Source organism: Lysinibacillus sp. UBA5990, from assembly GCF_002429815.1.
Lineage (GTDB): Bacteria > Bacillota > Bacilli > Bacillales_A > Planococcaceae > Lysinibacillus > Lysinibacillus fusiformis.
Map to the genome: position 1 here is coordinate 312,768 of NZ_DJAY01000011.1, position 24,199 is coordinate 336,966.

The following is a 24,199-nucleotide window of genomic DNA, read 5'->3' on the forward strand; positions in this document are numbered from 1 at the left end:
AAATTCGCATTTACACTTCTAATTCTACATATACTTTTATATATTGAAATCTCGTTTTATTGAAACGTGTACGGATAGGTGGAAGGATGAGGTGATAGGTGGATGAAAATTGTAAGTCATGTGATGAAAAAACAAATATTTCGGGCAATGATTATTGGTGGATTTGTAGGTTTGTTAGGTGTGGCCATTTTTTTAGGTGTTTTACAAGCCAGTACCCAGTTACCGATAAAGAATAATGGTAGTGATGTGGCAACTAATCAATCACAATCAGAAACCATTCCTACTGCCGGTGAGACAACTAGTACATCAAATGCACCTATGTTTTATGCTAGTCAAGCAGGCGTGTATTCAAACTATGAGAGTGCAAGTGCATTTGTTGCCGAGTACCCTGCATTAAAAGAGAGCGCAATTGTCGAGGTTGATGGCAAGTTTTATGTTTGGACAAGCATGGAGATTGAAGAAAGTCAGCTTAAATTCTTACAGGAACCAGCGACCTTTAAAAAAGCATTTAGTGTCAGTGGTGATAGCTGTAAGAAGCCAACCCTTGTGGAATTGCCAACGGCATTAGCAGATAAAAATGCTACAAAATTAAATTTTAAGGAAGACGGGAAGGATTCAACTTTACCTGAAGATTGGCAATCAATTGGAGCAGCTGCCTCTACTATTTCCAACGATGTTAGCGTCATCCGTTTGCAAGTTTTTGCTCATTATCAGGCTAAAAATACATGTCTCCAAGTGAAATTTTAAAAGTAAAGATAGTAAATCATTATTATCTTGATTTTTAGAAAATTTTCAAATTGAACATTCTTCGGTATCATAAAGATAAGGAAGGATGGTCGGATCATGTTAAAAACAAACCATAAGCTTATACTTGCCTCTGCTTCACCAAGACGAAAGGAATTGCTGGAAATGTTAGCACTGCCGTTTGAGGTCGTGACAAGTGAAGTTGAAGAAACAAGTGTACAAGCTAATTCAATGCAGGAATATGTAAAAGGAGTAGCTCTCTTAAAAACACGAGATGTAGCGAAAAAAGCAACCAATGCAACAGTCATTGGTGCTGATACGATTGTTGTCGACAATGATGAGCTGCTACATAAACCAAAAACTCGTGAAGAAGCTAGTTCTCATTTATTACGTTTATCTGACCGTAAACATGTTGTGATGACAGCGGTCGCTATTATTGAACCTACTGGGAAAGAAAGCGTCTTTGTGGAAGAAACCACGGTTGTTTTTCATCCTCTATCAAAGGATTTGATTGAAGCCTATGTCGATTCTGGAGACCCTTTCGATAAAGCGGGAGGTTATGGTATCCAGACGATAGGCACACTTTTAGTGAAACGAATTGAAGGAGATTATAACAATGTTGTAGGCTTACCACTTGCAGCGTTGTTTTCGCAATTGGTAGACCTACAAATTGTCCAATTTGCGAAGGAGTGAGCATTTTTGCTAGATAAGGCTTTGCCTACGTTGATGTTACGTGATGTTCATTTGGAAGATCGCCCTCGTGAAAGACTGATACGACAAGGGGCAGAAAGTCTATCCAATCAAGAGCTAATTGCTATTTTATTGAGGACAGGCACAAAAGAAGAATCGGTTCTTGTCCTCGCGAATCGAGTATTAACTGTTTTTGAACGTCTCCATCATTTAAAACACGCAACCATTGAGGAAATGGTCGCTATTAAAGGGATTGGTGAGGTGAAGGCTATACAATTATTAGCCGCCATTGAACTTGGTCGACGACTGGCTCAAAAGCAGAATGATGAAAAATTTACTATTCGTTCTCCACAAGATGCGGCTGCTTATTTAATGCCTGACATGACTTCACTTAATCAGGAACATTTTGTTGTTCTTTTTTTAAATATTAAAAACCAAATCATTCACAAACAGACGATTTTTATAGGCAGCTTAAATGCCTCTATCGTGCACCCACGGGAAATTTTTCGAGAAGCAGTGAAGCGGTCTGCTGCTTCAATTATTTGTGCACATAATCATCCTAGTGGAGTACCAACTCCTAGTGCGGAGGACATTGATGTCACAAAGCGAATTGAAGAGGCTGGTTATATTATGGGCATTGAATTAATTGATCATTTAATTATCGGTGATCATCAATTCATCAGTTTGAAGGAAAAAGGGTATTTTTAACTCTGCATGAAATTTGCAGAGTTTTTTTATCTTGAGCAGATGTCTCAGAGGAACTTTACGTAAAAACTCGAAATATCTTAATGCTATGACATTAGAGGCATATTCCTAAAATTTTTGTATTTTTTTGTGGTTTAATGGCGAACCTTTTTCGATTCAAATCGTTAATGTATTCTAGAAACTGATATTATCTTCACAAAAATTGGTAGCCTGATACACATTGTCTTATGAGAATAAAAATTATATGCTAATCTATACGTACTATTTTTAGTTTAAGAGGGAATTAAAATAGTATCTTTTCTGTGAGATAAAGTATGTGACACTACAAATTCTTGCGCTTTTCCGTTATAATGAACGGTATGAATTTTATCTTGATTCAGGAAAGACTCCCATCGAAATTGGTGGTGAGCTAAATAAGTGTGTAGTTTTTTCAAGGTGTGAAACACTAACTGATGAAGATAAAAACTTTGGCGGAGTGCTATGGGTTTTGAGGAGGAGTCAATTGTATTTTTATACAATTCAATTTCCTATACATGACTGTCAAAGATAATGGATGTCAACGAAAGTATGGCTTAAATAGAAAGGGAGTACACAATTTGTTTGGACTAGGAAGCAAAGATGTCGGGATTGACCTCGGCACAGCGAATACATTAGTGTTTATTAAAGGAAAGGGAATCGTTTTACGAGAACCTTCAGTAGTAGCAAAAAATACGAAAACAGGAGATATCGTTGCCGTTGGTAATGATGCTAAAAATATGATTGGTCGTACACCTGGCTCAATCGTAGCAATTCGCCCAATGAAAGATGGCGTTATCGCTGATTTCGATATTACGACAGCAATGATTCAGTATTATTTAAGAGAAGCCTCTAAAAATTCTGGCGGCAATTGGAAAAAACCAAATGTTATGATTTGTGTGCCTTATGGTATTACTTCAGTGGAACAACGTGCGGTAATTGATGCAGCTCGACAAGCGGGCGCAAAAGAGGCTTTCACAATCGAAGAGCCATTTGCAGCGGCTATCGGATCAAATTTACCGGTATGGGATCCAACAGGGTCAATGGTAGTTGACATCGGTGGTGGTACAACAGAAGTAGCTGTTATTTCACTAGGTGGTATTGTAACAAGTGAGTCCGTACGTGTTGGTGGGGATGCAATGGATCAATCTATCATTTCATATATCCGTAAAACGTATAATTTAACAATTGGTGAACGTACTGCAGAAGCGGTAAAAATGGAAATTGGTACGGCATTAGCTGAAGGACCAGAAGAGAAGATGGAAATTAGAGGTCGTGACCTTCTAACAGGTTTACCAAAAACAATTGAAATCTCTTCACAGGAAATTTCTGAGTCATTACGCGAAGCAGTTTCATCAATTATTGATGGCGTTCGTAAAACATTAGAACAGACACCTCCTGAATTATCTGCGGACGTTATGGAGCGCGGTATCGTATTAACTGGTGGTGGCGCACTATTAACAAACTTAGATAAAGTGATTAGTAAAGAAACAAATATGCCAGTATTTATCGCAGAAGATCCTTTAGACTGTGTAGCAATTGGTACGGGTAAAGCTTTAGATCATATGGACTTAATTCGTCAACAACAGGTTAAAGGGTAAGGAGGTTTAGGCAATGCCACATTTTTTTTTCAATAAGAAAGTAATTTTGCTGCTCGTAGGCATGGTTTTTCTTGTGGCATTGATTAGCTTCTCATTACGTGATCGGACGAATGCTACTTTACCAGAGCAAATTATTAAAGATACTGTCGGCGTCGCACAATCGCTTGTTGCGAAGCCGGCAAATTATGTTAATGGTATTTTTAATAATATTGACTCCCTCTTAAACACGTACGAAGAAAATAAACGTTTAAAAGCACGCTTAGAAGATTTTGCAATTGTACAAGCTGAGGCTACGGATTTAAAATCAGAGAATAATAAGCTTCGTGAGCTTTTGGATAAAGCTGAGAGCTTAAAGGCATTTAATCCTATTCAAGCAACAGTGATTGCTAGAAATCCTGACCAATGGGAAGAGAAAATCATTTTAGATAAAGGATCTTCTCATGGAGTCCAAAAAAATATGGCAGTTATGACGGCGAAAGGGCTAGTAGGAAAAATTATACTAGTTACGCCTTTCACTTCTGAGGTAGAGCTTTTAAATACAAATAATCCTAACTATCGTGTTTCTGCAATGGTGTTAGGTGAAGAAGAAGCATACGGTTTAATCGAGGGCTTTGATGAAGAACGTAATGAACTCATTATGAAGCGAATCGATTCTAGTTTTAAGGTTAAAGAAGGCGAGCAGGTAGTTTCTTCAGGACTCGGAGGTATTTTCCCTAAAGGTGTCCCTATCGGAGAAATTACAGAGGTTAGTACAGATGATCACGGCTTAACAAAAATGGCGTATGTCAGACCATCTGCTGATTTTTCGATTTTAGAGCATGTTGTTATTGCCAAGCGTACATCTACAGTCATTGATGGTTCAGATGGCAGCTCAACGAACGAAGATTTAACAAACCCGCAAGATACGAATGAAGAGGAGGCGGAATGATGGTTCGTTTTCTCATTCCTTCTGTGGCGGTTTTACTATTCTTGCTAGAACCAGAGTTTGCGATGCTTTCTCCAATTGAAATCAAGGGAGAAGTGTATTTTCTAGTACCGCGTTTTTTAATCTTATATCTCATTTTTATCTCCATCTATTACAGCCGTCAACGCGCGGTAATGTATGGACTTTTTTTTGGTGTCTTGTATGATGTGTTTTACATTGATATTATTGGATTATATTCAGTTCTATATCCACTTATATGTTTTTTAGCAGGGTCTATCGTGAAAGTTATACATCAGCACTTAGTCGTAACAACAACTATTTCAGTTGTGTTAGTAGCCATTTTAGAATTTATACTCTATCAATTTTTCTTCTTGATCGATTTTACAGCAATACCTTTAGCGGATTTCTTACGTTCACGACTACTGCCAACAATCATTGCAAATGCTTTATTTTTAATGATTCTTGGTTGGGCCTTCAAGTATCTAATTAATGCGCGTGTCTTACAGAGAGCACGTGAGGTTTCTTAACAAAGAACAACGTGAGGTGAGGCATTCATGAAAAAACAATTAGTTAATATGAAGGGAACGAAGGACGGATTTGTACTGCGTCTTGATGACCAATGTGCTTATAGCGATTTAGTAGAAGAATTAAAGAAAAAAGTGTTAGAAGGCGGTATCGATGGTAAAGTAGATGTACAATTATACTTAGGCTATCGATACTGTACTGATGAACAGATCGATGAACTTATCCATATTGTGCAGGAAACAGAGCAGCTCATTGTAGCAAATGTACAAAGCGAAGTACTGACTGTCCATGAAAGCAACCAGAAAATGATTGAAAGTCAACAAGATACATATTTAGGTGTGGTCAGATCAGGGCAGATTCTGCGTTCATCAGGGGATATTATCATTGTAGGAAATGTCAATCCAAACGGTCGGGTTGAGGCTGGTGGTAATGTGTATGTCTTAGGTAAACTAAAAGGAATAGTACATGCTGGTATGCAGGGCAATAAAGAAGCTATCATTGCCGCCTCTCGATTTGAGGCTACGCATATTATGATTGCTGATCAGGTGGAAGCAATGTCAGATGAGCATGTGAAAGAAATCAATCAAGCAGAAATGACTTGTGCATTTATTGGTTACGATGGACGCATTACGTACGATCAAATTCACGCCTTAAAAAATATTCGACCATTGTTAAATGTGTCTAAGGGAGGAAGCTAGTGTGGGAGAAGCGATCGTCATAACTTCGGGTAAAGGTGGTGTCGGAAAAACAACGACATCGGCTAACCTTGGGACTGCATTGGCTCTACAAGGTAAAAAAGTATGTTTAGTTGATACAGATATTGGCCTGCGTAATTTAGATGTTATTTTGGGCCTAGAAAATCGTATCATTTATGATCTAGTCGATGTAGTGGAAGGGCGCTGTAAAATACATCAAGCATTGATTAAAGATAAGCGCGTGGATGATAAACTATTTTTATTACCTGCTGCTCAAACGACAGATAAAAATGCTGTTACCCCTGAGCAAATGAAGAGCTTAATTGAGGAATTAAAAAGAGATTATGATTATGTATTAATAGATTGTCCTGCAGGTATTGAGCAAGGCTATAGAAATGCCGTTGCAGGTGCAGATCATGCGATTGTTGTCACAACACCTGAAATTTCCGCTGTTCGAGATGCAGATCGAATTATTGGTTTATTAGAACAGGAAGACATAACTGCTCCGAAACTCATCATTAACCGTATTCGACAACATATGATGAAGAGCGGTGACACTTTGGATGTGAATGAAATTACAACCCATTTGTCTATTGATCTATTAGGAATTATTGTTGATAGTGAGGGTGTTATTTCATCCTCTAATAAAGGAGAACCAATCGTTATGGATCCTTCTAATAAAGCATCTTTGGGCTATCGAAATATTGCTCGTCGTATTTTGGGTGAGTCGGTTCCATTAATGGCTATTCAAGATGAGCAAAGAGGTATGTTTTCAAAACTTAAATCATTATTTTCAAGATAATTTAAAACCTTTTCGTGCATTTGTGCGAGAAGGTTTTTTGTGCATGTTTGGACATGCAATCACATATAGTGTGGAAAAAAGGATGAGGGCTTGTTTAAAAAATGGAAATGGTTTGTCACGATAATACTGGTGGCAGCAACTATGCTTGTAATTCGTTTAGAAGATCAAGGTGTAGTTGATACGCCTGTTCGAAAGATGGTCACAACCTCGGCAGATTTAACGTACTTAAGTGAGCTAGGGCAAAGTTGGTTCGATAAAGAAAATGAGGCCATTACAGTATCTAGTGATGTGGGGCAAGCAGATCTTTTAACTTTTGCTAATGCCCAGGTTTTTAAAGAGGGATATTTATTGCAGTATGATGTTGGCTTACCAGTTTATGCCGGACAGAACGGTTTAGTCGTGTTCACAGGCCATACAAAATATACTGGTAAGACCATGACCGTCAGTTATGATGATGGTACAACCGTCTCTTATGGCATGCTAGATAGCTTAGCACAGCTACCTTATACATCCATACAGGCAAATGATTTGATTGGTATGAAAGAAGCTGGGCAACTTTATCTTTCCATTGAAAAAGGAGATACTCATTACGATTTAGAGCAAATTGTGCAATGGTTGGAAACGATGGAGACCCATGAAGATTAAATTACATCTTCTCTGTATTCCTCTCGTATTTGTCATGATTTTTAGTGGACAACTTGCTTATTACGCTATTATTTTTTTCTCGCTAATGTGGCATGAAGCAGGTCACTTATTAGCAGCCTTACTGTGTGGCGTAAGAGTGAAATCATGTGTTATTGCACCTTACGGGGGGGAAATTCAATTTGAAAATCCAGCGATTGTGCAAGCCTCGTCACTCCTATGGATTGCATTAGGAGGACCAATCGCTACTATTTTAGGGATTGGCCTCGCTTTTTTTATGCCCGAACTAATCGCAGGTAAGCTAATTAGTGTTCAACTTGTGTTATTATTAGTAAATATAATACCTATCCTACCATTGGATGGTGGCAGAATATTGTTAGCATGGTTATTTTTATATTATCCAAAAGCTCAAGTGGTGGAAATGTATTATTGGCTGTCGTTCATGGTTGCGACGACGCTATTTCTGATAACTTTAAATTTCTTACCACAATCTATTTTTTTAGCAATCATTTGTTTATTCATTTGGCTTCAAGTTTTAAAAGAATGGCGTTATCGAAAATATCGTATAGCTTTTGAAAAATATGTTATGAATAGATTGACTTAAAAAAAGCCATGTGGTAATATTTTAATGTTATTGTTTGTAGCACCCGTGCTACTACAACCGCTCTGGGAAGGTTTAAGTATCTTACTAATAAGATCACCTTTATGAAACAGGCGAGTCTGAGTTTAAGAGGAGGTGCAGTAAAATGTACGCAATTATTGAAACTGGTGGTAAACAAATCAAAGTAGAAGCAGGTCAAGAAATCTACGTTGAAAAATTAGGCGTAGAAGCTGACGAGGTTGTAACTTTTGATAAAGTTTTATTCGTAGGTGGCGAAAACGTTAAAGTTGGTGCTCCATTCGTAGATGGTGCTACTGTAACAGCGAAAGTTGTTAAAGAAGGCCGTGCGAAAAAAATCGTTGTTTTCAAATTGAAAGCTAAAAAGAACTACCGTCGTAAACAAGGTCACCGTCAACCTTACACAAAATTAGTTGTTGAAACTATCAACGCTTAATAGTGAGGTGTAGCGAATGATACAAGTTACGATTCATCACGATGAAAATAGACATGTGTCAGCATTCGAATTTTCAGGACATGCTGGGTACGATGAATCTGGGAAAGATTTAGTATGTGCAGGAGCATCTACCATTGCCATTGGTACGGTAAATGCTATTTATGCATTACTACAAATCCAACCAGAAGTCGAACAAGCTGCTGAAGGTGGAGGCTATCTTAAGGTAGATTTACCAACAGATTTAGAACCTGAAATAGATGCAAAACTACAGTTAATTGTTCAAGTAATGACTGCCCAAGTGTATTCTATGGTGCAAAATTACGGACAATACATCCAAATCAACTACAACCAAGTAGGAGGTGGAACTCGATGAAATTATTATTAGCTTTAGACCTTCAACTTTTCGCATCGAAAAAAGGGGTAGGTTCTACTAAAAACGGACGTGACTCTGAGTCTAAACGACTTGGTGCTAAACGTGCTGATGGCCAATTCGTAACTGGTGGTTCAATTCTTTACCGTCAACGCGGTACAAAAATTTACCCAGGTACAAACGTAGGTCGTGGTGGTGACGATACACTATTTGCTAAAGTTGACGGCGTTGTTAAATTCGAACGTTTAGGTCGCGATCGCAAACAAGTATCTGTATACCCAGCACCACAAGAAGCTTAATCTTTTATAAGATATCATAAAGCGGAGGACTGCATTTATTGCAGTCCTTTTTTTGGCTAAATTTCAGCCACTTTCAAGAGATGTCTGTTAAATCGAAAGTGTAGCAACAGCAATTAGGTGATGAAATTTAGGCGGTTTTCATTTTTCAGTAGCGTCAAAAGCCACTGAAATAAAGGAATTCTGACTTTGGTCGTCATGTCCTGTAGCAACGACTAACCAACTTCTCGTTGGCCCAAAAAAGAGAGATTTCAGACGCAATTATGCCTGAGCGTAATTGAATAAAGAATTAAGGGAAAAATACAGCAAAACTTGTTATACTAGTAAAGATAACTTTATTGGAGTGAATGGGATGAACAATCAATCACTAACCATTAGTGAAGTATTACGTTTTGCAAATCATGATTTTGTGAATCAATTACAATTGATTCGCATGAATTTAGATTTAGGTAGAGTTGATGAATCAAAGGAACTTATTCAGCATTTTTCAGAACAGTTAAGAGTGTTTTCTATCCTCAATCGACTACAATTACCACAAACAATCGAATGGCTCCAAACAGCAGGATGGCGTTTCCCTTCCTTAGCTTGGAAAATAAACGGCGACATAAAAAAGCCTGTGACCAATAAGATTGATCAGGAAATTGTAGATTACTTAAACAAAACAGTTATGCATGTTTATGATACATTAGATCCATTTACAGAGCAGATCCTCACGCTTGATGTACGTGTTGACGATCATACATTTGCCGTGACATTCACGCTAAATGGGTTATGGAGTGCTGATACATTCACCGAAAAAGGTTTGAAACAATTCGACATTCAAACAATTGAGCAGACAAATACACGCTGGCAATATGTCTTGAGTGCAAATAGGGAGTGAACTAAATGTTTGTCGATCACGTAAAGATTTATGTTAAAGGTGGCGATGGCGGAGATGGCATGGTTGCCTTTCGTCGAGAAAAATATGTACCGAACGGTGGTCCAGCTGGTGGAGATGGTGGACATGGCGGTAATGTCGTATTTGAAGTAGAGGAAGGCTTACGTACGTTAATGGATTTCCGCTATAAACGCCATTTTAAAGCACCGCGTGGGGAGCATGGTATGAGTAAAGGCATGCACGGTAAAAATGCGGAAGATTTAGTTGTTAAAGTTCCACCAGGTACAGTGGTTATGAATGAAGAAACAAATGCTGTTATTGCTGACTTAGTCGAGCATGGGCAAAGAGCCGTTATTGCGAAAGCTGGCCGAGGTGGACGCGGAAATTCTCGCTTTGCTACACCTGCCAACCCAGCGCCAGAACTTTCTGAAAAAGGTGAGCCAGGACAAGAATTAAATGTTATATTAGAGTTAAAAGTTTTAGCAGATGTAGGTTTAGTTGGTTTCCCAAGTGTTGGTAAATCGACACTTTTATCTGTTGTTTCTGCTGCTAAGCCAAAAATTGGTGCTTATCATTTCACGACAATTGTACCGAATTTAGGCATGATTGAAACGGATGATCACCGAAGCTTTGCGATGGCAGATTTACCAGGGCTAATTGAAGGAGCTCATGAAGGGGTAGGATTAGGCCACCAATTTTTACGACATATTGAACGTACACGCGTTATTGTCCATGTGATTGATATGTCAGGAATGGAAGGTCGAGATCCATATGAGGATTATTTAACAATTAATGATGAGCTAAAACAATATAATCTTCGTTTAACAGAGCGTCCACAGATTATTGTAGCTAATAAAATGGATATGCCTGATGCAGAGGAAAACTTAACAGCATTCCGCCAAAAGGTAGGAGAAGACGTTCAAATTTTCCCAATATCTGCTGTTTCACGTCAAGGGTTAAAAGAGCTGCTGTTTGCTATTGCGGATCTATTAGAAGTAACGGCTGAATTCCCACTATATGATGAAGTAGAGGAACAATCAGACGCAACTGTCATGTACAAGCATGAGGCAAAAGGTGAAGATTTCGAAATCACTCGTGACGATGACGGTACATTTATTATTAATGGTTATGCCATTGAGCGCTTATTTAAAATGACAGACTTTAGCCGTGAAGATGGTATACGTCGTTTTGCTCGTCAATTGCGTGCAATGGGTGTGGACGAGGCTCTACGTGAACGTGGAGCACAGGATGGCGATACTGTTCGCCTACAAGAGTTTGAATTTGAATTTGTCGATTAAGACATGAGTTTTAGGGGGAAGCGTATGAAGAATGTTGCGAATCAGCGATATTATTTAGTTCGTGAGGATGTTTTAACGGATGCAATGCAAAAAACTTTGGAGGCGAAACACTTATTATCAAGTGGTTCAGTATCTTCCATTTGGGATGCGGTAAAGCAGGTGGATTTATCGCGAAGTGCGTTTTACAAATATCGTGATGCGGTTTTTCCTTTTCATTCAATTGTGCAGGAACGCATTTTAACAGTCTTTTTACAGCTTCAAGATAGAAAAGGAACACTTGCTAAGCTTTTAGAAACTGTGACAATTACACATTGTAACGTATTGACGATTCATCAAACAATCCCTATTCAGGGACGTGCCAATGTTACATTATCACTAGATGTAACAAGTATGACATGTGATCTTGATGACCTAATCCAGCAATTAAAGCGTTTGGATTTTGTTGAGTCAGCGGAAGTCATTAGTTCTGGTGCTTTGTAATCACAGTAAGGTGTTCGATCCTTTAATTTTTGACAAAAATGACAATTATCGTGTTTAATAATCCATATGCTCTTGAAGCACTGGAGTAATAATACGATACCAAAGCTCAAATAAGGAGCTGTCCCTTAGTGATACATCAATCGCTAGGGACTGCTCCTTATTCCATAAAGGAGGTTTTTGCAATGACAAAGCAACAATGGGAAAATCGAATCGCATATTTAGGACCGGAAGCATCATTTACATACTTAGCAACAAAGTCTACTTTTCCAAATGAGTGGCTTGTACCCTGTGCAACGATTCCAGAATGTATTGAGGCAGTAGCAGAGGGAAAGGTAGATTTAGCCGTTGTACCATTAGAAAATGCCTTAGAAGGTTCAGTTACGCTCACACTTGATTACCTATTCCATGAAGCATCACTATATGTAACAGGTGAATTATTACTGAAAATCCAGCAGCATTTAATGGTCAATAAAGCGCAGAAGGATAATTGGCAGTCCATTGAAGGGGTCTACTCCCATCCACATGCGCTAGCCCAATGCCATAAATATTTATTTTATCGTTTCAGTCATGTGCCACTTCAACAAACATCTTCAACAGCAGCTGCCGCGAAATATGTATCCGAAAACCCAGAACAATGTATTGCAGCGGTTGGAAATGCAGCTGCTGCAGAAAAATATGGCCTTGACATAGTAGAGTCCAATATCCATGATTTCCATTTTAACCATACTCGTTTCTTTGTTCTGTCTAAGAAAAACCAACGTTTGCCACAAGAATTATCCGATGGGCAAGCGAAAACAACTTTAATGATTACATTGCCGACTGACCGTTCAGGGGCATTACATCAAGTGCTTTCAGTCTTTGCATGGCGTCAACTGAATTTAAGTAAAATCGAATCGCGTCCGTTGAAAACAGGACTAGGTGATTATTTCTTCATGATAGATGTGCTAGCCGATGAAAAAATACCCATGATGCGCGGTGCTATGGAAGAACTTGCTGCGCTAGGTTGCAAAGTAAAGTCATTAGGTACATACTTTACGTATCTTACATCTGACGAAGCATAATAGCTCTAAGGGGGAAATATAATGTGTGGGATCATTTTATTTGATGGTATCTGTAACTTTTGTGATAGCACCGTTCAATTTATTATCAAACATGATCAAGCAGGTTATTTTCAATTTGCGTCATTACAAAGTGATGTCGGTCAAGCATTACTCCAGCAGTTTAGTATATCCGAAAATATAGATAGTGTGATCCTCATTGAAGATGGGAAAGCATATGTTGAATCGACGGCAGCTTTAAAAATATCCAAAAATTTGGAGAAGATTTGGCCTTGCTATTATCTGTTCATTCTGGTGCCTCCAATTATTCGCAATGCATTATATAGACTGTTCGCTAAGCACCGTTATCGTTTATTTGGTACAAAAAAGGAATGTCTTTTACCTACCAATTCACAAAGACAACGATTTCTCTCCTAATAGGTTGAGGAAATGGATGGAGTCATACTCGAATGAAATAATGAAGCACAGTATGAGAAAATACTGTGCTTTTTTTATTGGTCTGTCACCAAATAGCCCTTTTTTTGTAAGGCTTGTTCAATTAATGTTAATACTTCCACAGAGGGGGCTGTAATGACATGAAGATGAATGCCTCCCGTTAGTGCAGATAAGTAATTAGCCTGAGTGGCATTAACCCGTTCGATAAATTGTTTTACCTCATGACGGTTTGACACCATGATAGAGGCTGTTAGTTCGCCATAAATAGGATGTTCAACCATAACATTTTTAACTGTGCCACCACAATCTACAATTGTCATTAGCTCATCTTCTGTTTGCTCAGATGTGTGTATGCAAGGTAATGTGCGTTCAACAGTTTGCTGTAATTGCTCCTGATGCATATAAAGATAACCCTGACTCGTAGCGATAATGGGTTCGTTTCTTGCCTTTAATAAAGTCATATCATTGACGATAACTTGTCTAGAAACATTGGCGAATTTAGCTAAGTCTGTCCCTGTTATAGGTGCTTTACTTTTTTTTAATTGCGCTAATAGCTGCAGTCGGCGTTCCTCGCCTAACATTTTTTTCATATGAGATCACCTCTGCCCGTAATAATGGAAACAGTATTCCCTATAGGTTAGTGTACCATGAAGCATTTCTAACTTGTTGAAATTTTTGTATCCAATTGGAACATTGAACATATGATACCTAGAGAGGAAGGGAGGAAAAAATTGCGTATTCATATTGTTCAAAAGGGAGACACATTGTGGAAGATTGCGAAAGAGTACGGCATTTCGTTTGAAGATTTGAAGCGGCTCAATGTCCATCTTGCCAATCCAGATTATATTGTCCCGGGCATGGAAATTATTTTGCCTGAAAAAATAAACAAAGAGCCACATAGAGAGTCAAATAAAGAAATGCCAAAAAAGGAATCACAAATGCATAAGGAGACACCTAAGGAAGTTCCGAAAAAAGAGGTACAGAGGCCAATGCCTCCACCACCACCAATTGTACCGCCAGCTCCAATGCCAATGCCAGAGCCACAAATGATTCCAATACCTATACCAATGCCTATGCCAATGCAGATGCCACAACAACCGATGTGGGTTCCACAGCCTGTAGAAATGAATTGGCACCAACAAGTAGTCATGCCACAAATAGAGCAAACAGTCACAACACCACCACCAGTACAAATACAACCAGCGCCACCGCCGCCGCCACCACCTGTAGCGAAGCCAATGCCACATCCAATGCCACAACCAGCACCACCGCCAATGCATATCATGCCACATATGCCTGCGGTACCACATTGCTCAAGCTGCCATCAACCAATTTATCATCATCAAATGTGGTGGCCAATGCCAATGCAGCCACAGGCCGAGCAGTATATGATGCCGCAGCAGCCGATGTCCTTTGAGATGCCAGAAAATAAAGTGGGCGAGATGGAAGACTTCTTAGAGTCTACGTCACCATTTTTCCACACGCCTAATCATCAACAAATGCAACCACAATTTAATATGATGCCTGAAATGAACATGGGCAAATCATGTGGCTGTGAAGCACAACCTTGTGGCTGTCAATCACAACCAATGCCGATGCCAATGCCTGCATGGCAAATGGATCCATGTCATTGTCCACCACCACCATGCCCAACGCATTGTCCACCGCCGTGCCCGTCATCAGTAGGACCTTGGATGTCACCGCATTATTTCCCAGGCGGGATGACGCCTTATCGATGGTGAAAAAGCGTATATTGTCGAAGAGGTAAAATCAAATATTTGGAAATATAGATATCGATCGAATACTTATTTTGTCAAACGAGCAAAACAACTAGAGATTGCAGAGAAGGTAAGAACGATTCATCGCCAGCTAGGTCGAATTGAACCTAACCTTATCCTACCATTAGTCCGGAGTGATGATGAGCAGCTCATTGTGCAAGAATGGCAAGAAGGAAGCCATGGAGCCAACTTTGCTCATAAAAAGGATCGGAAGGAATCTCTTGAACTACTAATAGCTTTACATGACACATATAAAAAAATCGCTTGGCAACGCTTGCCTGGCTTGCATACCTATTCACAACTTTTAAAATGGCAAATGCGTCATCTGCGTTTTAAAAGCAGAAGAAATGAGTTCCGGGCTTTCTTAACGAAAGAAGAAATCGATCAAATTTTGCATTATAGTGATAAATCGCTGCAGTTAATTGCCCTGGAGGATGTAGCTGAAAAGGAAATTACACTATTGCACGGGGATGTTGTACATCATAATTTTTTATGGTGCACGGACGGACAATTGCGTTTAATTGATTTTGATTTGGCGCATCTTGGAGAAGCCGATGACGAATATATTTTATGGTTGCATCGGGTACTACCCGCAGTCGATTATGATTTAGCTAAAGTTTTTGGGGAATTACCAGAGCTGAAACGACTTGATAAAAGAAAGCTTCATCGTTTAAAATATCCGAATGAACTATTGCGAGAATGGCTTTTTGCTGTGGATTTGCCACTTGATCAGCAACTAGTATTTTTAGATTATTTAGTACCATTTACTAAACGAGCCCTCACCTATTGGCCAAAACTGTGGTACGATATTGATAGATTTGTGAAGAAATGACCGTCATTTGGCGGTCATTTTTGTCTTGAACAGCGTTTTGGATACTACTTTCTGTCGAGCATTCGTTCGCTATATGCTATAATCGAAGACGATGATTGTGAGGGAATATAGATGTATGATTATTTAAAAGGACTAATTACTCGTATTACACCAGAATATATTGTGCTAGAACAACAGGGGATTGGCTGGCAATTGAATACACCCAATCCGTTTGCATTTCGAACATCAGCGCTTGAACAACAAATTTATGTTCATTTACATGTACGAGAGGACGCACAAATGCTTTACGGTTTCCCGAATCTAGATCAACGTGAGCTGTTTCGTAAGTTAATTTTAGTATCTGGAATAGGTCCAAAGGGGGCACTAGCTATTTTAGCGACTGGCAACCCACAGCAGGTTATTAGTGCGATTGAACGGGAAGATGAAGCGTTTTTAGTGAAGTTCCCTGGAGTAGGTAAAAAAACCGCACGTCAGATGATATTAGATTTAAAAGGCAAGCTAGGCTCTTTATTAGAGACAATTGAACTGCCGAGTACAGAAGATGAACTGCCATTGTTTGGCGTTAATGCTTATAAACACGAATTAGAAGAAGCGATACTTGCTTTAATGGCACTTGGTTATTCTGAAAAGGAGCTCGAAAAAATTCGCCCGCAGCTTGAGGATAACGACAAGCTTGAAACGACAGATGCCTTTATGAAACAAGCGTTACAACTATTATTAAAATTAAAATAAGGAAAGGAGGGAAGAGGCATGTCTGAACGTATGATGGCCAGTGAGGCAAGTGGCTATGATGAACAGTTTGAATTATCTTTACGCCCACAAAGGTTAGCCCAATACATAGGGCAGCATAAAGTAAAGGAAAATTTACAAATTTTCATTGAGGCAGCAAAACTTCGGCAGGAAAGTTTAGATCATGTGTTGTTATATGGACCACCAGGGCTTGGTAAAACAACATTGGCTGCTGTTATCGCAAATGAGATGAGTGTCAATGTTCGCATGACAAGCGGTCCTGCAATTGAACGTCCAGGAGATTTAGCTGCGATTTTAAGCTCACTAGAGCCTGGCGATGTTTTATTTATTGATGAGATTCATCGACTACCTCGTGCCATTGAAGAAGTGTTATATCCAGCAATGGAGGACTTCTGTTTAGATATTGTGGTGGGAAAAGGTCCTGAAGCACGTTCTGTACGACTTGACTTACCTCCCTTTACCCTTGTAGGTGCTACAACAAGAGCTGGTGCCTTATCAGCCCCTCTGAGAGATCGCTTTGGTGTATTATTACGCTTAGAGTACTATGATGATAGTTCTCTTGCTGAAATTGTTGCTCGCAGTGCCCTTTTATTTGAGGTAGAAATTGAGCAAATAGCAGCAATGGAGATGGCGAGACGTTCCCGCGGTACACCTCGAATTGCCAATCGCCTATTGAAACGAGTACGAGATTATGCACAAGTGCTTGGAGATGGTATGATAACGGAGGGTCTTGCAAAGCAAGCTTTAGAGCTGTTACAAGTGGATCCAAGAGGGCTTGATCATATTGACCATAAACTTGTCACGAACATGATTGAGCGCTTTCGAGGAGGTCCTGTGGGCTTAGATACGCTTGCGGCATCAATTGGTGAGGAACGGGTGACGATAGAAGATGTATATGAACCCTATCTCATGCAAATTGGGCTTATTCAACGCACTCCACGAGGAAGAGTGGCGACACATTTAGCCTACGAACATTTTGGATATGAGTATCCCCAACAAACATAAAGAAGGAAGTTTTTTTCATGCGTGTAGAAGATTTTGATTTTGAATTACCAGAGGAGCTTATTGCCCAAACACCATTAGTAGACCGTACAGCTAGTCGATTAATGGTTGTGACACCTGGCTCAAATGAAGTAGAGCATCACCATTTTGCACATGTCTTAGATGAGCTACGTGCGGGGGATTGTTTGGTGTTAAATGATACAAGGGTCTTACCGGCTCGCTTAATGGGTGTAAAAGAGGAGACAGGCGCCCATATTGAGGTATTATTACTGAAGCAATTGGCAGGTTCAGACGAGTGGGAAACCCTTGTAAAACCAGCAAAACGCGTAAAAGTAGGGACAGTTATTACATTTGGAGATGGGTTGCTAACAGCTACTTGTACAGGTGAGCTTGACCATGGTGGACGAACATTTGAATTTCATTACGATGGAATCTTTTATGAAATATTAGAGCAGCTTGGTGAAATGCCATTACCCCCTTATATTCGAGAGAAATTAGAAGACAAAGATCGCTATCAAACGGTCTATGCCAAAGAGCGTGGCTCAGCTGCTGCTCCAACAGCGGGTCTACATTTTACAGAAGAATTATTAGAACAAGTAAAGGCAAAAGGGATAGAGGTTGTCTTTATTACTCTTCATGTCGGACTTGGTACATTCCGTCCTGTTAGTGTGGATTCGATTGAAAACCATGAAATGCATGCCGAATTTTATAGTGTGACGGACGAAGCGGCAGACACGATTAATCGCGTAAAGCGTAATGGTGGTAAGGTAATTGCTGTTGGGACAACCTCCACACGTACATTAGAGACAATTGGCTCTAAATATGGTGGTGAAGTACGACCAGAGCAAGGTTGGACGTCTATTTTCATCTATCCAGGCTATACGTTTACCGTGGTGGATGGTTTAATTACAAACTTCCATTTACCAAAGTCAACACTTGTTATGCTAGTGAGTACGCTAGCCACTAGAGAAACAATTTTAAGTGCATATCAGCAAGCTGTAGAAGAAAAATATCGCTTCTTTAGTTTTGGTGATGCTATGTTTATTCGACCAAAAGAATAAAAAAAGAAATAATCGGAGTACTGTTTTTACTTCAGATCAGAGAGGATTTTTATTTTTATGACACAGCCAGCAATTCGCTATGAATTACTTCATACATGTAAACAAACAGGAGCACGTCTTGGTATCGTGCATACACCACACGGCTCCTTTGAAACGCCAGCATTTATGCCAGTTGGGACACAAGCAACGGTTAAAACGATGTCTCCTGAGGAATTAAAAGAAATGAATGCCGGTATTATCTTATCCAACACGTATCATTTATGGCTTCGTCCAGGCAATGATATCGTCAAGGAAGCAGGCGGACTGCATAAATTTATGAACTGGGATCGACCAATTTTAACAGATTCAGGCGGTTTCCAAGTATTCTCGCTAAGTAAGTTCCGCAAAATTGAGGAGGAAGGCGTTCATTTCCGTAATCATCTTAATGGAGATAAATTATTCCTAAGTCCAGAAAAAGCGATGGAAATTCAAAATGACTTAGGCTCGGATATCATGATGGCCTTCGATGAATGTCCACCGTATCCTGCAACACATGAATATATGCTGCAATCAGTAGATCGTACAACACGTTGGGCAAAACGATGCAAAGAAGCTCATAATCGTCCGGAAGAACAAGGGTTATTCGGAATCATTCAAGGCGGTGAGTACGAGGATTTACGCCGTCGTTCTGCAGAAGCATTAGTGGAGTTAGATTTCCCAGGCTACGCTATAGGAGGATTATCTGTTGGAGAACCAAAAGATATTATGAACCGTGTACTTGAGTTCACAACACCGTTAATGCCAGCAAATAAACCTCGATATTTAATGGGAGTGGGTTCACCAGATTCATTAATCGATGGTGCCATTCGTGGTGTTGATATGTTTGACTGTGTTCTGCCAACACGTATTGCCCGTAATGGTACACTGATGACATCAGAAGGTCGTTTAGTCGTTAAGAATGCAAAATATGCTCGTGACTTTGGGCCGATTGATCCGAACTGTGATTGCTATACATGTAAAAACTATTCACGTGCTTATATTCGTCACTTGATACGCACAGAAGAAACATTCGGTATTCGTTTAACGTCTTATCATAATTTACATTTCCTGTTAAAGTTAATGGAACAAGTACGTGAGGCAATTCGTCAAGATCGCCTAGGTGATTTCCGAGAAGAGTTTTTCGAGAAATATGGCTTTAATGGACCAGATGCCAAAAACTTTTAACCGATTACTTTTGTAGGGATAATAAAGTGAGGTATTTTTCCATGAAAAGGACATTAGAAATCCTCTAATGTCCTAAATAACTAGCCATAGTATGGACAACTCATTCAAAACTTTGTAAAAAGTGAATATATCTAGCAAAATATTGTCAATCATAGAAAAAATATTAGTAAATGAGAAAATTTTTGGGCTTGTCCATCGCTTTTTAATGGTGGAATAGTCTATACTAAAAAAGTGAGATTTGGAAAGGGGGCAAGAAGTATTATGGATCAATTATTAGGCTTAGCACCAATATTATTAATGTTCGTTGCTATGTGGTTTATCTTAATCCGTCCAGCTAAAAAAAGACAGCAGGAAACACAAAATATGCAAGGCAGTTTGCAACGTGGAGATAAAGTCATTACAATTGGTGGCATGCATGGTGTCATTGATGCAATCGAGGACACAGCAGTAACATTAAAGATCGCTGATAATGTACGTGTTAAATTTGACCGTCAAGCAATCGGGCGAATTGAGAAAGACGTTTAATCATTAAAAGGAAAAAGGCTTACAATAGGCATAGCTATATTGTAAGCCTTTTCTTATGAAGTTGAAGCAGAAGGGATAACTTCCTTCTGCTTCTTATTTCATTGTATTTATTTTATGAATTAATTCGGCACCTGAATCATTGCCATTTACAATGATTCTACTCAGTGTAAATAATCCATCACCTTTTTTGACATTTTTATTTTGAATGACAAAGCCCATTTTAAAGCCAGCCTCCCGCGCTATTTTAATGGTAGTTGCAGATTGAATACCGTATGGATAGCTAATGGCGATGGGCTCATAGCCTAATTTTTCTTTAATTATGTTTCTGGAGTGAATAAAATCATCTTTGACTCTTGCTTCGTACTGCTCTTGACTTTCTAATTGTCCATTCAAATAGCTTGGACCGTAAATGGCACCATTCATTCTACCGAATTTTGAAGGTAATTTATAATGCGAGTCCCAAGTATGGCTTTGGATCGTTATATAATCCTGCATTTCTTTTAATTGATCCCAGTTCATTTTGGCAATTTCATGTGGATAGGCAATTTCTTTGCTTGTGTCAATAATTCGACTTGCAATAACAAAGATTTCTGCATGTAGTTCATATTTTTTCAAAATCGGATAAGCCATTTCATAATTGCTGAGATAGCCATCATCAAAAGTAATCAATACAGGCTTTTCGGGTAATTTGATTTGGTTCGTTAAGTAATCATGTAATTGTTTGACTGAAATCGCATGATAACCTTCTTCCTTCAGTGCTAGCATCTGTTTATCAAAATTAGTGGGTGAAATAACCGTATTATTGTTTATATTGTCCGCTAAATGGTGGTACATAAGAACGGGTATAGTTTGTTCTTGATATCCATGAGTAGGAAATGGATGCGTGAACAGAACGATATAAACAACAACAAAAGCAATTATTTTCCGTATCATTTTCTCACCTTTGCTGTTTATAGTCTTAAGTATGTCGTTCATTATATTGTGTACGAACAACTATGGACTATTCCTTGAATAAAATCATTTTTCAGCAATATCTCACCATTAATCTGTATAAAAAATAAAAATAAGGTCACCTTGATATTATGGGGGTGTATTTTAATGGAAGAATATTTCCATATTATTTTTAGAACCTGTTTTTTATATGTGTTTATCATCATCGTCTTTCGATTAATGGGTAAACGAGAAGTGGGTGAGCTATCTGTCATTGATTTAGTTGTATTTGTATTAATTGCAGAAGTGGCTGCTTTTGCATTAGATGATTATAAAAATCCTCTATTTAATGCTATTCTACCCATTATTATTTTGCTCTTCATACAAATATTAAGTGCTTATTTATCGTTGAAGTTCAAGAGAATTCGTGACTTAGTTGACGGTGATCCAGCGTTACTAGTGAAAGACGGTGTGATATTAGAGAGCGAAATGCGAAAACACCGTTATAATTTGGATGATTTATGTCAGCAATTGCGAGAAAGTGGTATCGCCTCTGTCTCCGATGTTGCTTTTGCTTATTTAGAACCTTCGGGTAATCTTTCCGTTTACAAAAAAGATGAAAAACCATTTGTTTATCCATTGATTATTGACGGAGATATTCAAGAAAGACATTTATTAACTATGCATAAAGATGTGGAATGGTTGAAGAATGAACTAGCTAAAAATAATATTACAGATAGTGAGACAGTGTTTTTTTGTATTTGGGAAGACGAGCGACTGTATATCCAATTAAAAGAAAGCTAAACTTTCTTTGCTAATTTACGGATATAGCGGAAATCCGTTATACGTAATTGATTTGTAAATAATAAACTTGTAAATAGTAAAAATAATGTGACAAAGCTATTTAAAATAAATGGTAGTGATAGTAATGGCATAAGGAAATACTGGGCGACACAAACGGCAATAAAGCAACTATAAGGTACGACAAACATTCTAAAGCCTGCTCGTAAGTTTTTCCGTTGTCTAACAGTTGCGATATGCAAGAAAGACGTTAGTAAAACGCCAAAGCCAATAGCTACCACAGCTCCTTTTTCTTGGATACCAGGCTGAGAGGCAAGTACAAACATAACAAATAATTTTCCTAGGCCACCATAAATGGAGTTCATCATCGCAGCCCGAGCTTCGCCAATCGCCTGAAGGATGGAGTGCAAAGGGCTTTGAATATAATAAAAATAAAAAATGGGTGCTAAAATTTTTACGTAACCACGATTTTCTTCTAAATGGAAAAGCTTCATAGCCAATTCATCACCATGTACAAAGAAATATGTAGCGGCAAAACAGCCCACTAAAGAAGATAATCGTAGGGAAACCGAAATCCGCTCCTGTAACAAAGGAGTATGCTGACGAGCGACGGCATCACTAACAGCTGGAATAAGAACAATCGATAAAGCTGTTGACACAAACGCAGGAAATAGCAGTAATGGCACCAACACACCAGAGATGACACCGTATAGAATGGTAGCTGCAGATGCAGTTAATCCTGCCACTGTTAAAGCTTTCAAAAAGATGATTGGTTCTAAAAACCAAGTGAAAGAACCAAAAAGCTTACTGCCTGCGGAAGGTAGTGCTATACGGAGCATTGGCGATGAAGGATAACCTTCGATTTTTGTCTTGCGCGCAATTAGTTTCTTTTTTGAAATTATATAATGCAGCCATAAATAGAGGAATGCTACTACCTCTGCAGCAAGTGTAATACCCATTGCGGCAGCTGCCGTCACAGCAGCATTATTATAGTTAGCCACATATGGAAGCATTAGCGTAATAAAGCTAATACGTACAACTTGTTCAATCATTTGTGACCATGCGGTCGGTGTAATTTTAGCGATTCCCTGTAAATAAGCACGTAATAAACCAGATCCTACTGATACCGGTACGGCAAAGAGTGCAATCCATAAGGTGAAGGTTGTATGTTCATTATGTAAAAGTGTCGTAGAAATATATGGTATGGTAAGTGCAACGAGTGGCATAAAAACGATCATGCCAATAAATGACCAAAGAATGGCAGTACGCATGACGCCAAATATGCTTTCGCGTTTATTTTTAGCTAGTAATTCTGCCACAATTTTAGCTACAGCAATAGGTAGTCCAAGTTGAATGAGTGAGATGAAGAAAATAAAAGCTGGATAGACGGTCATATAAATGCCGACTGCCTCTTCACCAGCAATTCGCATAAATTGCATTCTATAAAAGAAGCCAAAAAGTTTAGATAAAAAAATGACAAACATTAAAAATAATGTACCCCGTACAAAAGAACTCATGCCATCCGTCCCTTCTCAAGCCGCAAAAATTCATTTACACTATTTGTATGCAAGCATGTCTTACGTTACGACTTTGATTGGAGATGATTCAAAATGAGTATGCAATATGAGCAACTATTTGAAAAAATTCGTCCTGCAATTGATAGTAAGATAGCAGAGTTCAAGTATTTTCATTACGATGCTATAACGGCAGAAGAGCTTTGGCGGTACTGTGTTGAAAAAAAATGGCGTAAAAAGAAAGTAGATCAACTACGCTTATATGAGGTGATTGCTACCATATTCTCGGTATCACCATCTGATATCGTCTCATTTAATCAAGTAGAGTTTTTACAAAGTGATAATTGGTTTGAAGAACTGAATACAGAAGAATTACAATTACTGCTTGGTCCAGTCAAAACATAAATTACGATGTGTCAAATCTTGCAAGAATTCAAAGAAACCTATATGTGTTGAATTGACACCAAGCGCAACCTGTTTCATAATAAGTGTGTTGCGCTTTTTTTATTTTGAAATACTGTATACTTACATAAACCTCCCATGCGATATTACTTGCATTAGGAAGGCTAGTACCTAATAATACAAAGATA

Annotated in this window: 30 protein-coding genes and 1 other annotated feature; of the genes, 27 read left to right on the top strand and 3 right to left on the bottom strand. The window is 38.7% G+C overall.

Features of this window, described 5'->3' with window-relative positions; all coding sequences use genetic code 11:
* The first annotated feature begins 102 nt into the window (after window positions 1–102).
* The 18 genes from B3D94_RS08980 to B3D94_RS09065 all read left to right on the top strand — a co-directional run bounded on the left by B3D94_RS08980 (window position 103) and on the right by B3D94_RS09065 (window position 13,195).
* Window positions 103–747 (top strand): hypothetical protein, encoded by a 645-nt coding sequence (locus tag B3D94_RS08980; protein WP_069482209.1) that lies wholly within the window; start codon window positions 103–105, stop codon window positions 745–747.
* Window positions 748–843: 96 nt separating this feature from the next.
* Window positions 844–1,437 carry a Maf family protein gene (locus B3D94_RS08985; protein ID WP_069482208.1) on the top strand — a complete coding sequence of 198 codons (594 nt, stop codon included), beginning with the start codon at window positions 844–846 and terminating at the stop codon, window positions 1,435–1,437.
* A gap of 33 nt (window positions 1,438–1,470) precedes the next feature.
* Window positions 1,471–2,142, top strand: coding sequence for a RadC family protein (gene radC, locus B3D94_RS08990; RefSeq protein WP_193833735.1), 672 nt, complete (start codon window positions 1,471–1,473; stop codon window positions 2,140–2,142).
* Window positions 2,143–2,735: 593 nt separating this feature from the next.
* Complete coding sequence (locus tag B3D94_RS08995; RefSeq protein WP_008180696.1) at window positions 2,736–3,755, top strand: rod shape-determining protein; 1,020 nt, start codon at window positions 2,736–2,738, stop codon at window positions 3,753–3,755.
* A gap of 13 nt (window positions 3,756–3,768) precedes the next feature.
* Window positions 3,769–4,683 (top strand): rod shape-determining protein MreC, encoded by a 915-nt coding sequence (gene mreC / locus B3D94_RS09000; protein ID WP_069482157.1) that lies wholly within the window; start codon window positions 3,769–3,771, stop codon window positions 4,681–4,683.
* Window positions 4,683–5,207 (top strand): rod shape-determining protein MreD, encoded by a 525-nt coding sequence (mreD, locus tag B3D94_RS09005; RefSeq protein WP_004226656.1) that lies wholly within the window; start codon window positions 4,683–4,685, stop codon window positions 5,205–5,207. The genes mreC and mreD overlap by 1 nt, the downstream gene beginning before the upstream one ends.
* Window positions 5,208–5,234: 27 nt before the next feature.
* Window positions 5,235–5,903 (top strand): septum site-determining protein MinC, encoded by a 669-nt coding sequence (gene minC, locus B3D94_RS09010; RefSeq protein WP_069482156.1) that lies wholly within the window; start codon window positions 5,235–5,237, stop codon window positions 5,901–5,903.
* Between the two features lies 1 nt (window position 5,904).
* The gene (gene minD, locus B3D94_RS09015; RefSeq protein ID WP_008180704.1) at window positions 5,905–6,702 is read left to right on the top strand and encodes a septum site-determining protein MinD; all 798 of its coding nucleotides are present in this window, start codon (window positions 5,905–5,907) and stop codon (window positions 6,700–6,702) included.
* A gap of 90 nt (window positions 6,703–6,792) precedes the next feature.
* A complete protein-coding gene (locus B3D94_RS09020; RefSeq protein ID WP_069482155.1) occupies window positions 6,793–7,347 on the top strand; it encodes a peptidoglycan DD-metalloendopeptidase family protein in 555 nt (184 codons plus the stop codon).
* Window positions 7,337–7,948 (top strand): stage IV sporulation protein FB, encoded by a 612-nt coding sequence (locus tag B3D94_RS09025; protein ID WP_291756828.1) that lies wholly within the window; start codon window positions 7,337–7,339, stop codon window positions 7,946–7,948. The genes B3D94_RS09020 and B3D94_RS09025 overlap by 11 nt, the downstream gene beginning before the upstream one ends.
* A gap of 45 nt (window positions 7,949–7,993) precedes the next feature.
* Window positions 7,994–8,076 (top strand) — a sequence feature (ribosomal protein L21 leader region).
* A gap of 14 nt (window positions 8,077–8,090) precedes the next feature.
* Window positions 8,091–8,399, top strand: a complete 309-nt coding sequence (rplU, locus tag B3D94_RS09030; protein WP_054609178.1) for a 50S ribosomal protein L21 — start codon at window positions 8,091–8,093, stop codon at window positions 8,397–8,399.
* A gap of 16 nt (window positions 8,400–8,415) precedes the next feature.
* The gene (locus B3D94_RS09035; RefSeq protein WP_069482153.1) at window positions 8,416–8,772 is read left to right on the top strand and encodes a ribosomal-processing cysteine protease Prp; all 357 of its coding nucleotides are present in this window, start codon (window positions 8,416–8,418) and stop codon (window positions 8,770–8,772) included.
* Window positions 8,769–9,068 (top strand): 50S ribosomal protein L27, encoded by a 300-nt coding sequence (rpmA, locus tag B3D94_RS09040; RefSeq protein ID WP_004226673.1) that lies wholly within the window; start codon window positions 8,769–8,771, stop codon window positions 9,066–9,068. Before B3D94_RS09035 ends, rpmA begins: the two co-directional genes overlap by 4 nt.
* A gap of 349 nt (window positions 9,069–9,417) precedes the next feature.
* The gene (locus B3D94_RS09045) at window positions 9,418–9,945 is read left to right on the top strand and encodes a Spo0B domain-containing protein (protein ID WP_291756835.1); all 528 of its coding nucleotides are present in this window, start codon (window positions 9,418–9,420) and stop codon (window positions 9,943–9,945) included.
* A 5-nt stretch (window positions 9,946–9,950) separates the two neighbouring features.
* Window positions 9,951–11,240, top strand: coding sequence for a GTPase ObgE (gene obgE, locus B3D94_RS09050; RefSeq protein ID WP_291756837.1), 1,290 nt, complete (start codon window positions 9,951–9,953; stop codon window positions 11,238–11,240).
* Window positions 11,241–11,264: 24 nt separating this feature from the next.
* The gene (locus B3D94_RS09055) at window positions 11,265–11,720 is read left to right on the top strand and encodes an ACT domain-containing protein (protein WP_004226679.1); all 456 of its coding nucleotides are present in this window, start codon (window positions 11,265–11,267) and stop codon (window positions 11,718–11,720) included.
* A gap of 182 nt (window positions 11,721–11,902) precedes the next feature.
* The gene (pheA, locus tag B3D94_RS09060) at window positions 11,903–12,781 is read left to right on the top strand and encodes a prephenate dehydratase (protein WP_069482150.1); all 879 of its coding nucleotides are present in this window, start codon (window positions 11,903–11,905) and stop codon (window positions 12,779–12,781) included.
* A 21-nt stretch (window positions 12,782–12,802) separates the two neighbouring features.
* Complete coding sequence (locus B3D94_RS09065) at window positions 12,803–13,195, top strand: thiol-disulfide oxidoreductase DCC family protein (RefSeq protein ID WP_291756854.1); 393 nt, start codon at window positions 12,803–12,805, stop codon at window positions 13,193–13,195.
* A gap of 74 nt (window positions 13,196–13,269) precedes the next feature.
* On the opposite strand, the gene B3D94_RS09070 is transcribed toward B3D94_RS09065, so the two are convergent.
* Window positions 13,270–13,803: a transcription repressor NadR gene (locus B3D94_RS09070; RefSeq protein WP_069482148.1), complete on the bottom strand. Its 534-nt coding sequence runs from the start codon at window positions 13,801–13,803 to the stop codon at window positions 13,270–13,272.
* Between the two features lie 141 nt (window positions 13,804–13,944).
* Here B3D94_RS09070 and B3D94_RS09075 point away from each other — a divergent pair, with 141 nt between their 5' ends.
* The 7 genes from B3D94_RS09075 to yajC all read left to right on the top strand — a co-directional run bounded on the left by B3D94_RS09075 (window position 13,945) and on the right by yajC (window position 20,364).
* Window positions 13,945–14,955, top strand: a complete 1,011-nt coding sequence (locus B3D94_RS09075) for a LysM peptidoglycan-binding domain-containing protein (protein ID WP_069482147.1) — start codon at window positions 13,945–13,947, stop codon at window positions 14,953–14,955.
* A 34-nt stretch (window positions 14,956–14,989) separates the two neighbouring features.
* Window positions 14,990–15,823 (top strand): phosphotransferase, encoded by an 834-nt coding sequence (locus B3D94_RS09080; protein WP_083244719.1) that lies wholly within the window; start codon window positions 14,990–14,992, stop codon window positions 15,821–15,823.
* A 111-nt stretch (window positions 15,824–15,934) separates the two neighbouring features.
* Window positions 15,935–16,555 (top strand): Holliday junction branch migration protein RuvA, encoded by a 621-nt coding sequence (gene ruvA, locus B3D94_RS09085; RefSeq protein WP_008181187.1) that lies wholly within the window; start codon window positions 15,935–15,937, stop codon window positions 16,553–16,555.
* A gap of 18 nt (window positions 16,556–16,573) precedes the next feature.
* On the top strand, window positions 16,574–17,578 hold the full coding sequence (gene ruvB / locus B3D94_RS09090) for a Holliday junction branch migration DNA helicase RuvB (protein ID WP_291756866.1): 1,005 nt from the start codon (window positions 16,574–16,576) through the stop codon (window positions 17,576–17,578).
* Window positions 17,579–17,595: 17 nt separating this feature from the next.
* On the top strand, window positions 17,596–18,636 hold the full coding sequence (queA, locus tag B3D94_RS09095; RefSeq protein ID WP_069482144.1) for a tRNA preQ1(34) S-adenosylmethionine ribosyltransferase-isomerase QueA: 1,041 nt from the start codon (window positions 17,596–17,598) through the stop codon (window positions 18,634–18,636).
* A gap of 57 nt (window positions 18,637–18,693) precedes the next feature.
* Complete coding sequence (gene tgt, locus B3D94_RS09100; protein WP_069482143.1) at window positions 18,694–19,839, top strand: tRNA guanosine(34) transglycosylase Tgt; 1,146 nt, start codon at window positions 18,694–18,696, stop codon at window positions 19,837–19,839.
* 261 nt (window positions 19,840–20,100) lie between these two features.
* Window positions 20,101–20,364 (top strand): preprotein translocase subunit YajC, encoded by a 264-nt coding sequence (gene yajC, locus B3D94_RS09105; RefSeq protein ID WP_069482142.1) that lies wholly within the window; start codon window positions 20,101–20,103, stop codon window positions 20,362–20,364.
* Between the two features lie 93 nt (window positions 20,365–20,457).
* On the opposite strand, the gene B3D94_RS09110 is transcribed toward yajC, so the two are convergent.
* Complete coding sequence (locus tag B3D94_RS09110; RefSeq protein ID WP_069482141.1) at window positions 20,458–21,297, bottom strand: polysaccharide deacetylase family protein; 840 nt, start codon at window positions 21,295–21,297, stop codon at window positions 20,458–20,460.
* A 165-nt stretch (window positions 21,298–21,462) separates the two neighbouring features.
* Here B3D94_RS09110 and B3D94_RS09115 point away from each other — a divergent pair, with 165 nt between their 5' ends.
* Complete coding sequence (locus tag B3D94_RS09115; protein WP_069482140.1) at window positions 21,463–22,098, top strand: DUF421 domain-containing protein; 636 nt, start codon at window positions 21,463–21,465, stop codon at window positions 22,096–22,098.
* On the opposite strand, the gene B3D94_RS09120 is transcribed toward B3D94_RS09115, so the two are convergent.
* Window positions 22,095–23,612: a putative polysaccharide biosynthesis protein gene (locus B3D94_RS09120; protein WP_069482139.1), complete on the bottom strand. Its 1,518-nt coding sequence runs from the start codon at window positions 23,610–23,612 to the stop codon at window positions 22,095–22,097. The two genes, B3D94_RS09115 and B3D94_RS09120, sit on opposite strands and share 4 nt — an antisense overlap.
* A 93-nt stretch (window positions 23,613–23,705) precedes the next feature.
* Here B3D94_RS09120 and B3D94_RS09125 point away from each other — a divergent pair, with 93 nt between their 5' ends.
* A complete protein-coding gene (locus B3D94_RS09125) occupies window positions 23,706–24,014 on the top strand; it encodes a post-transcriptional regulator (protein ID WP_025114635.1) in 309 nt (102 codons plus the stop codon).
* The last annotated feature ends 185 nt before the right edge of the window (window positions 24,015–24,199 follow it).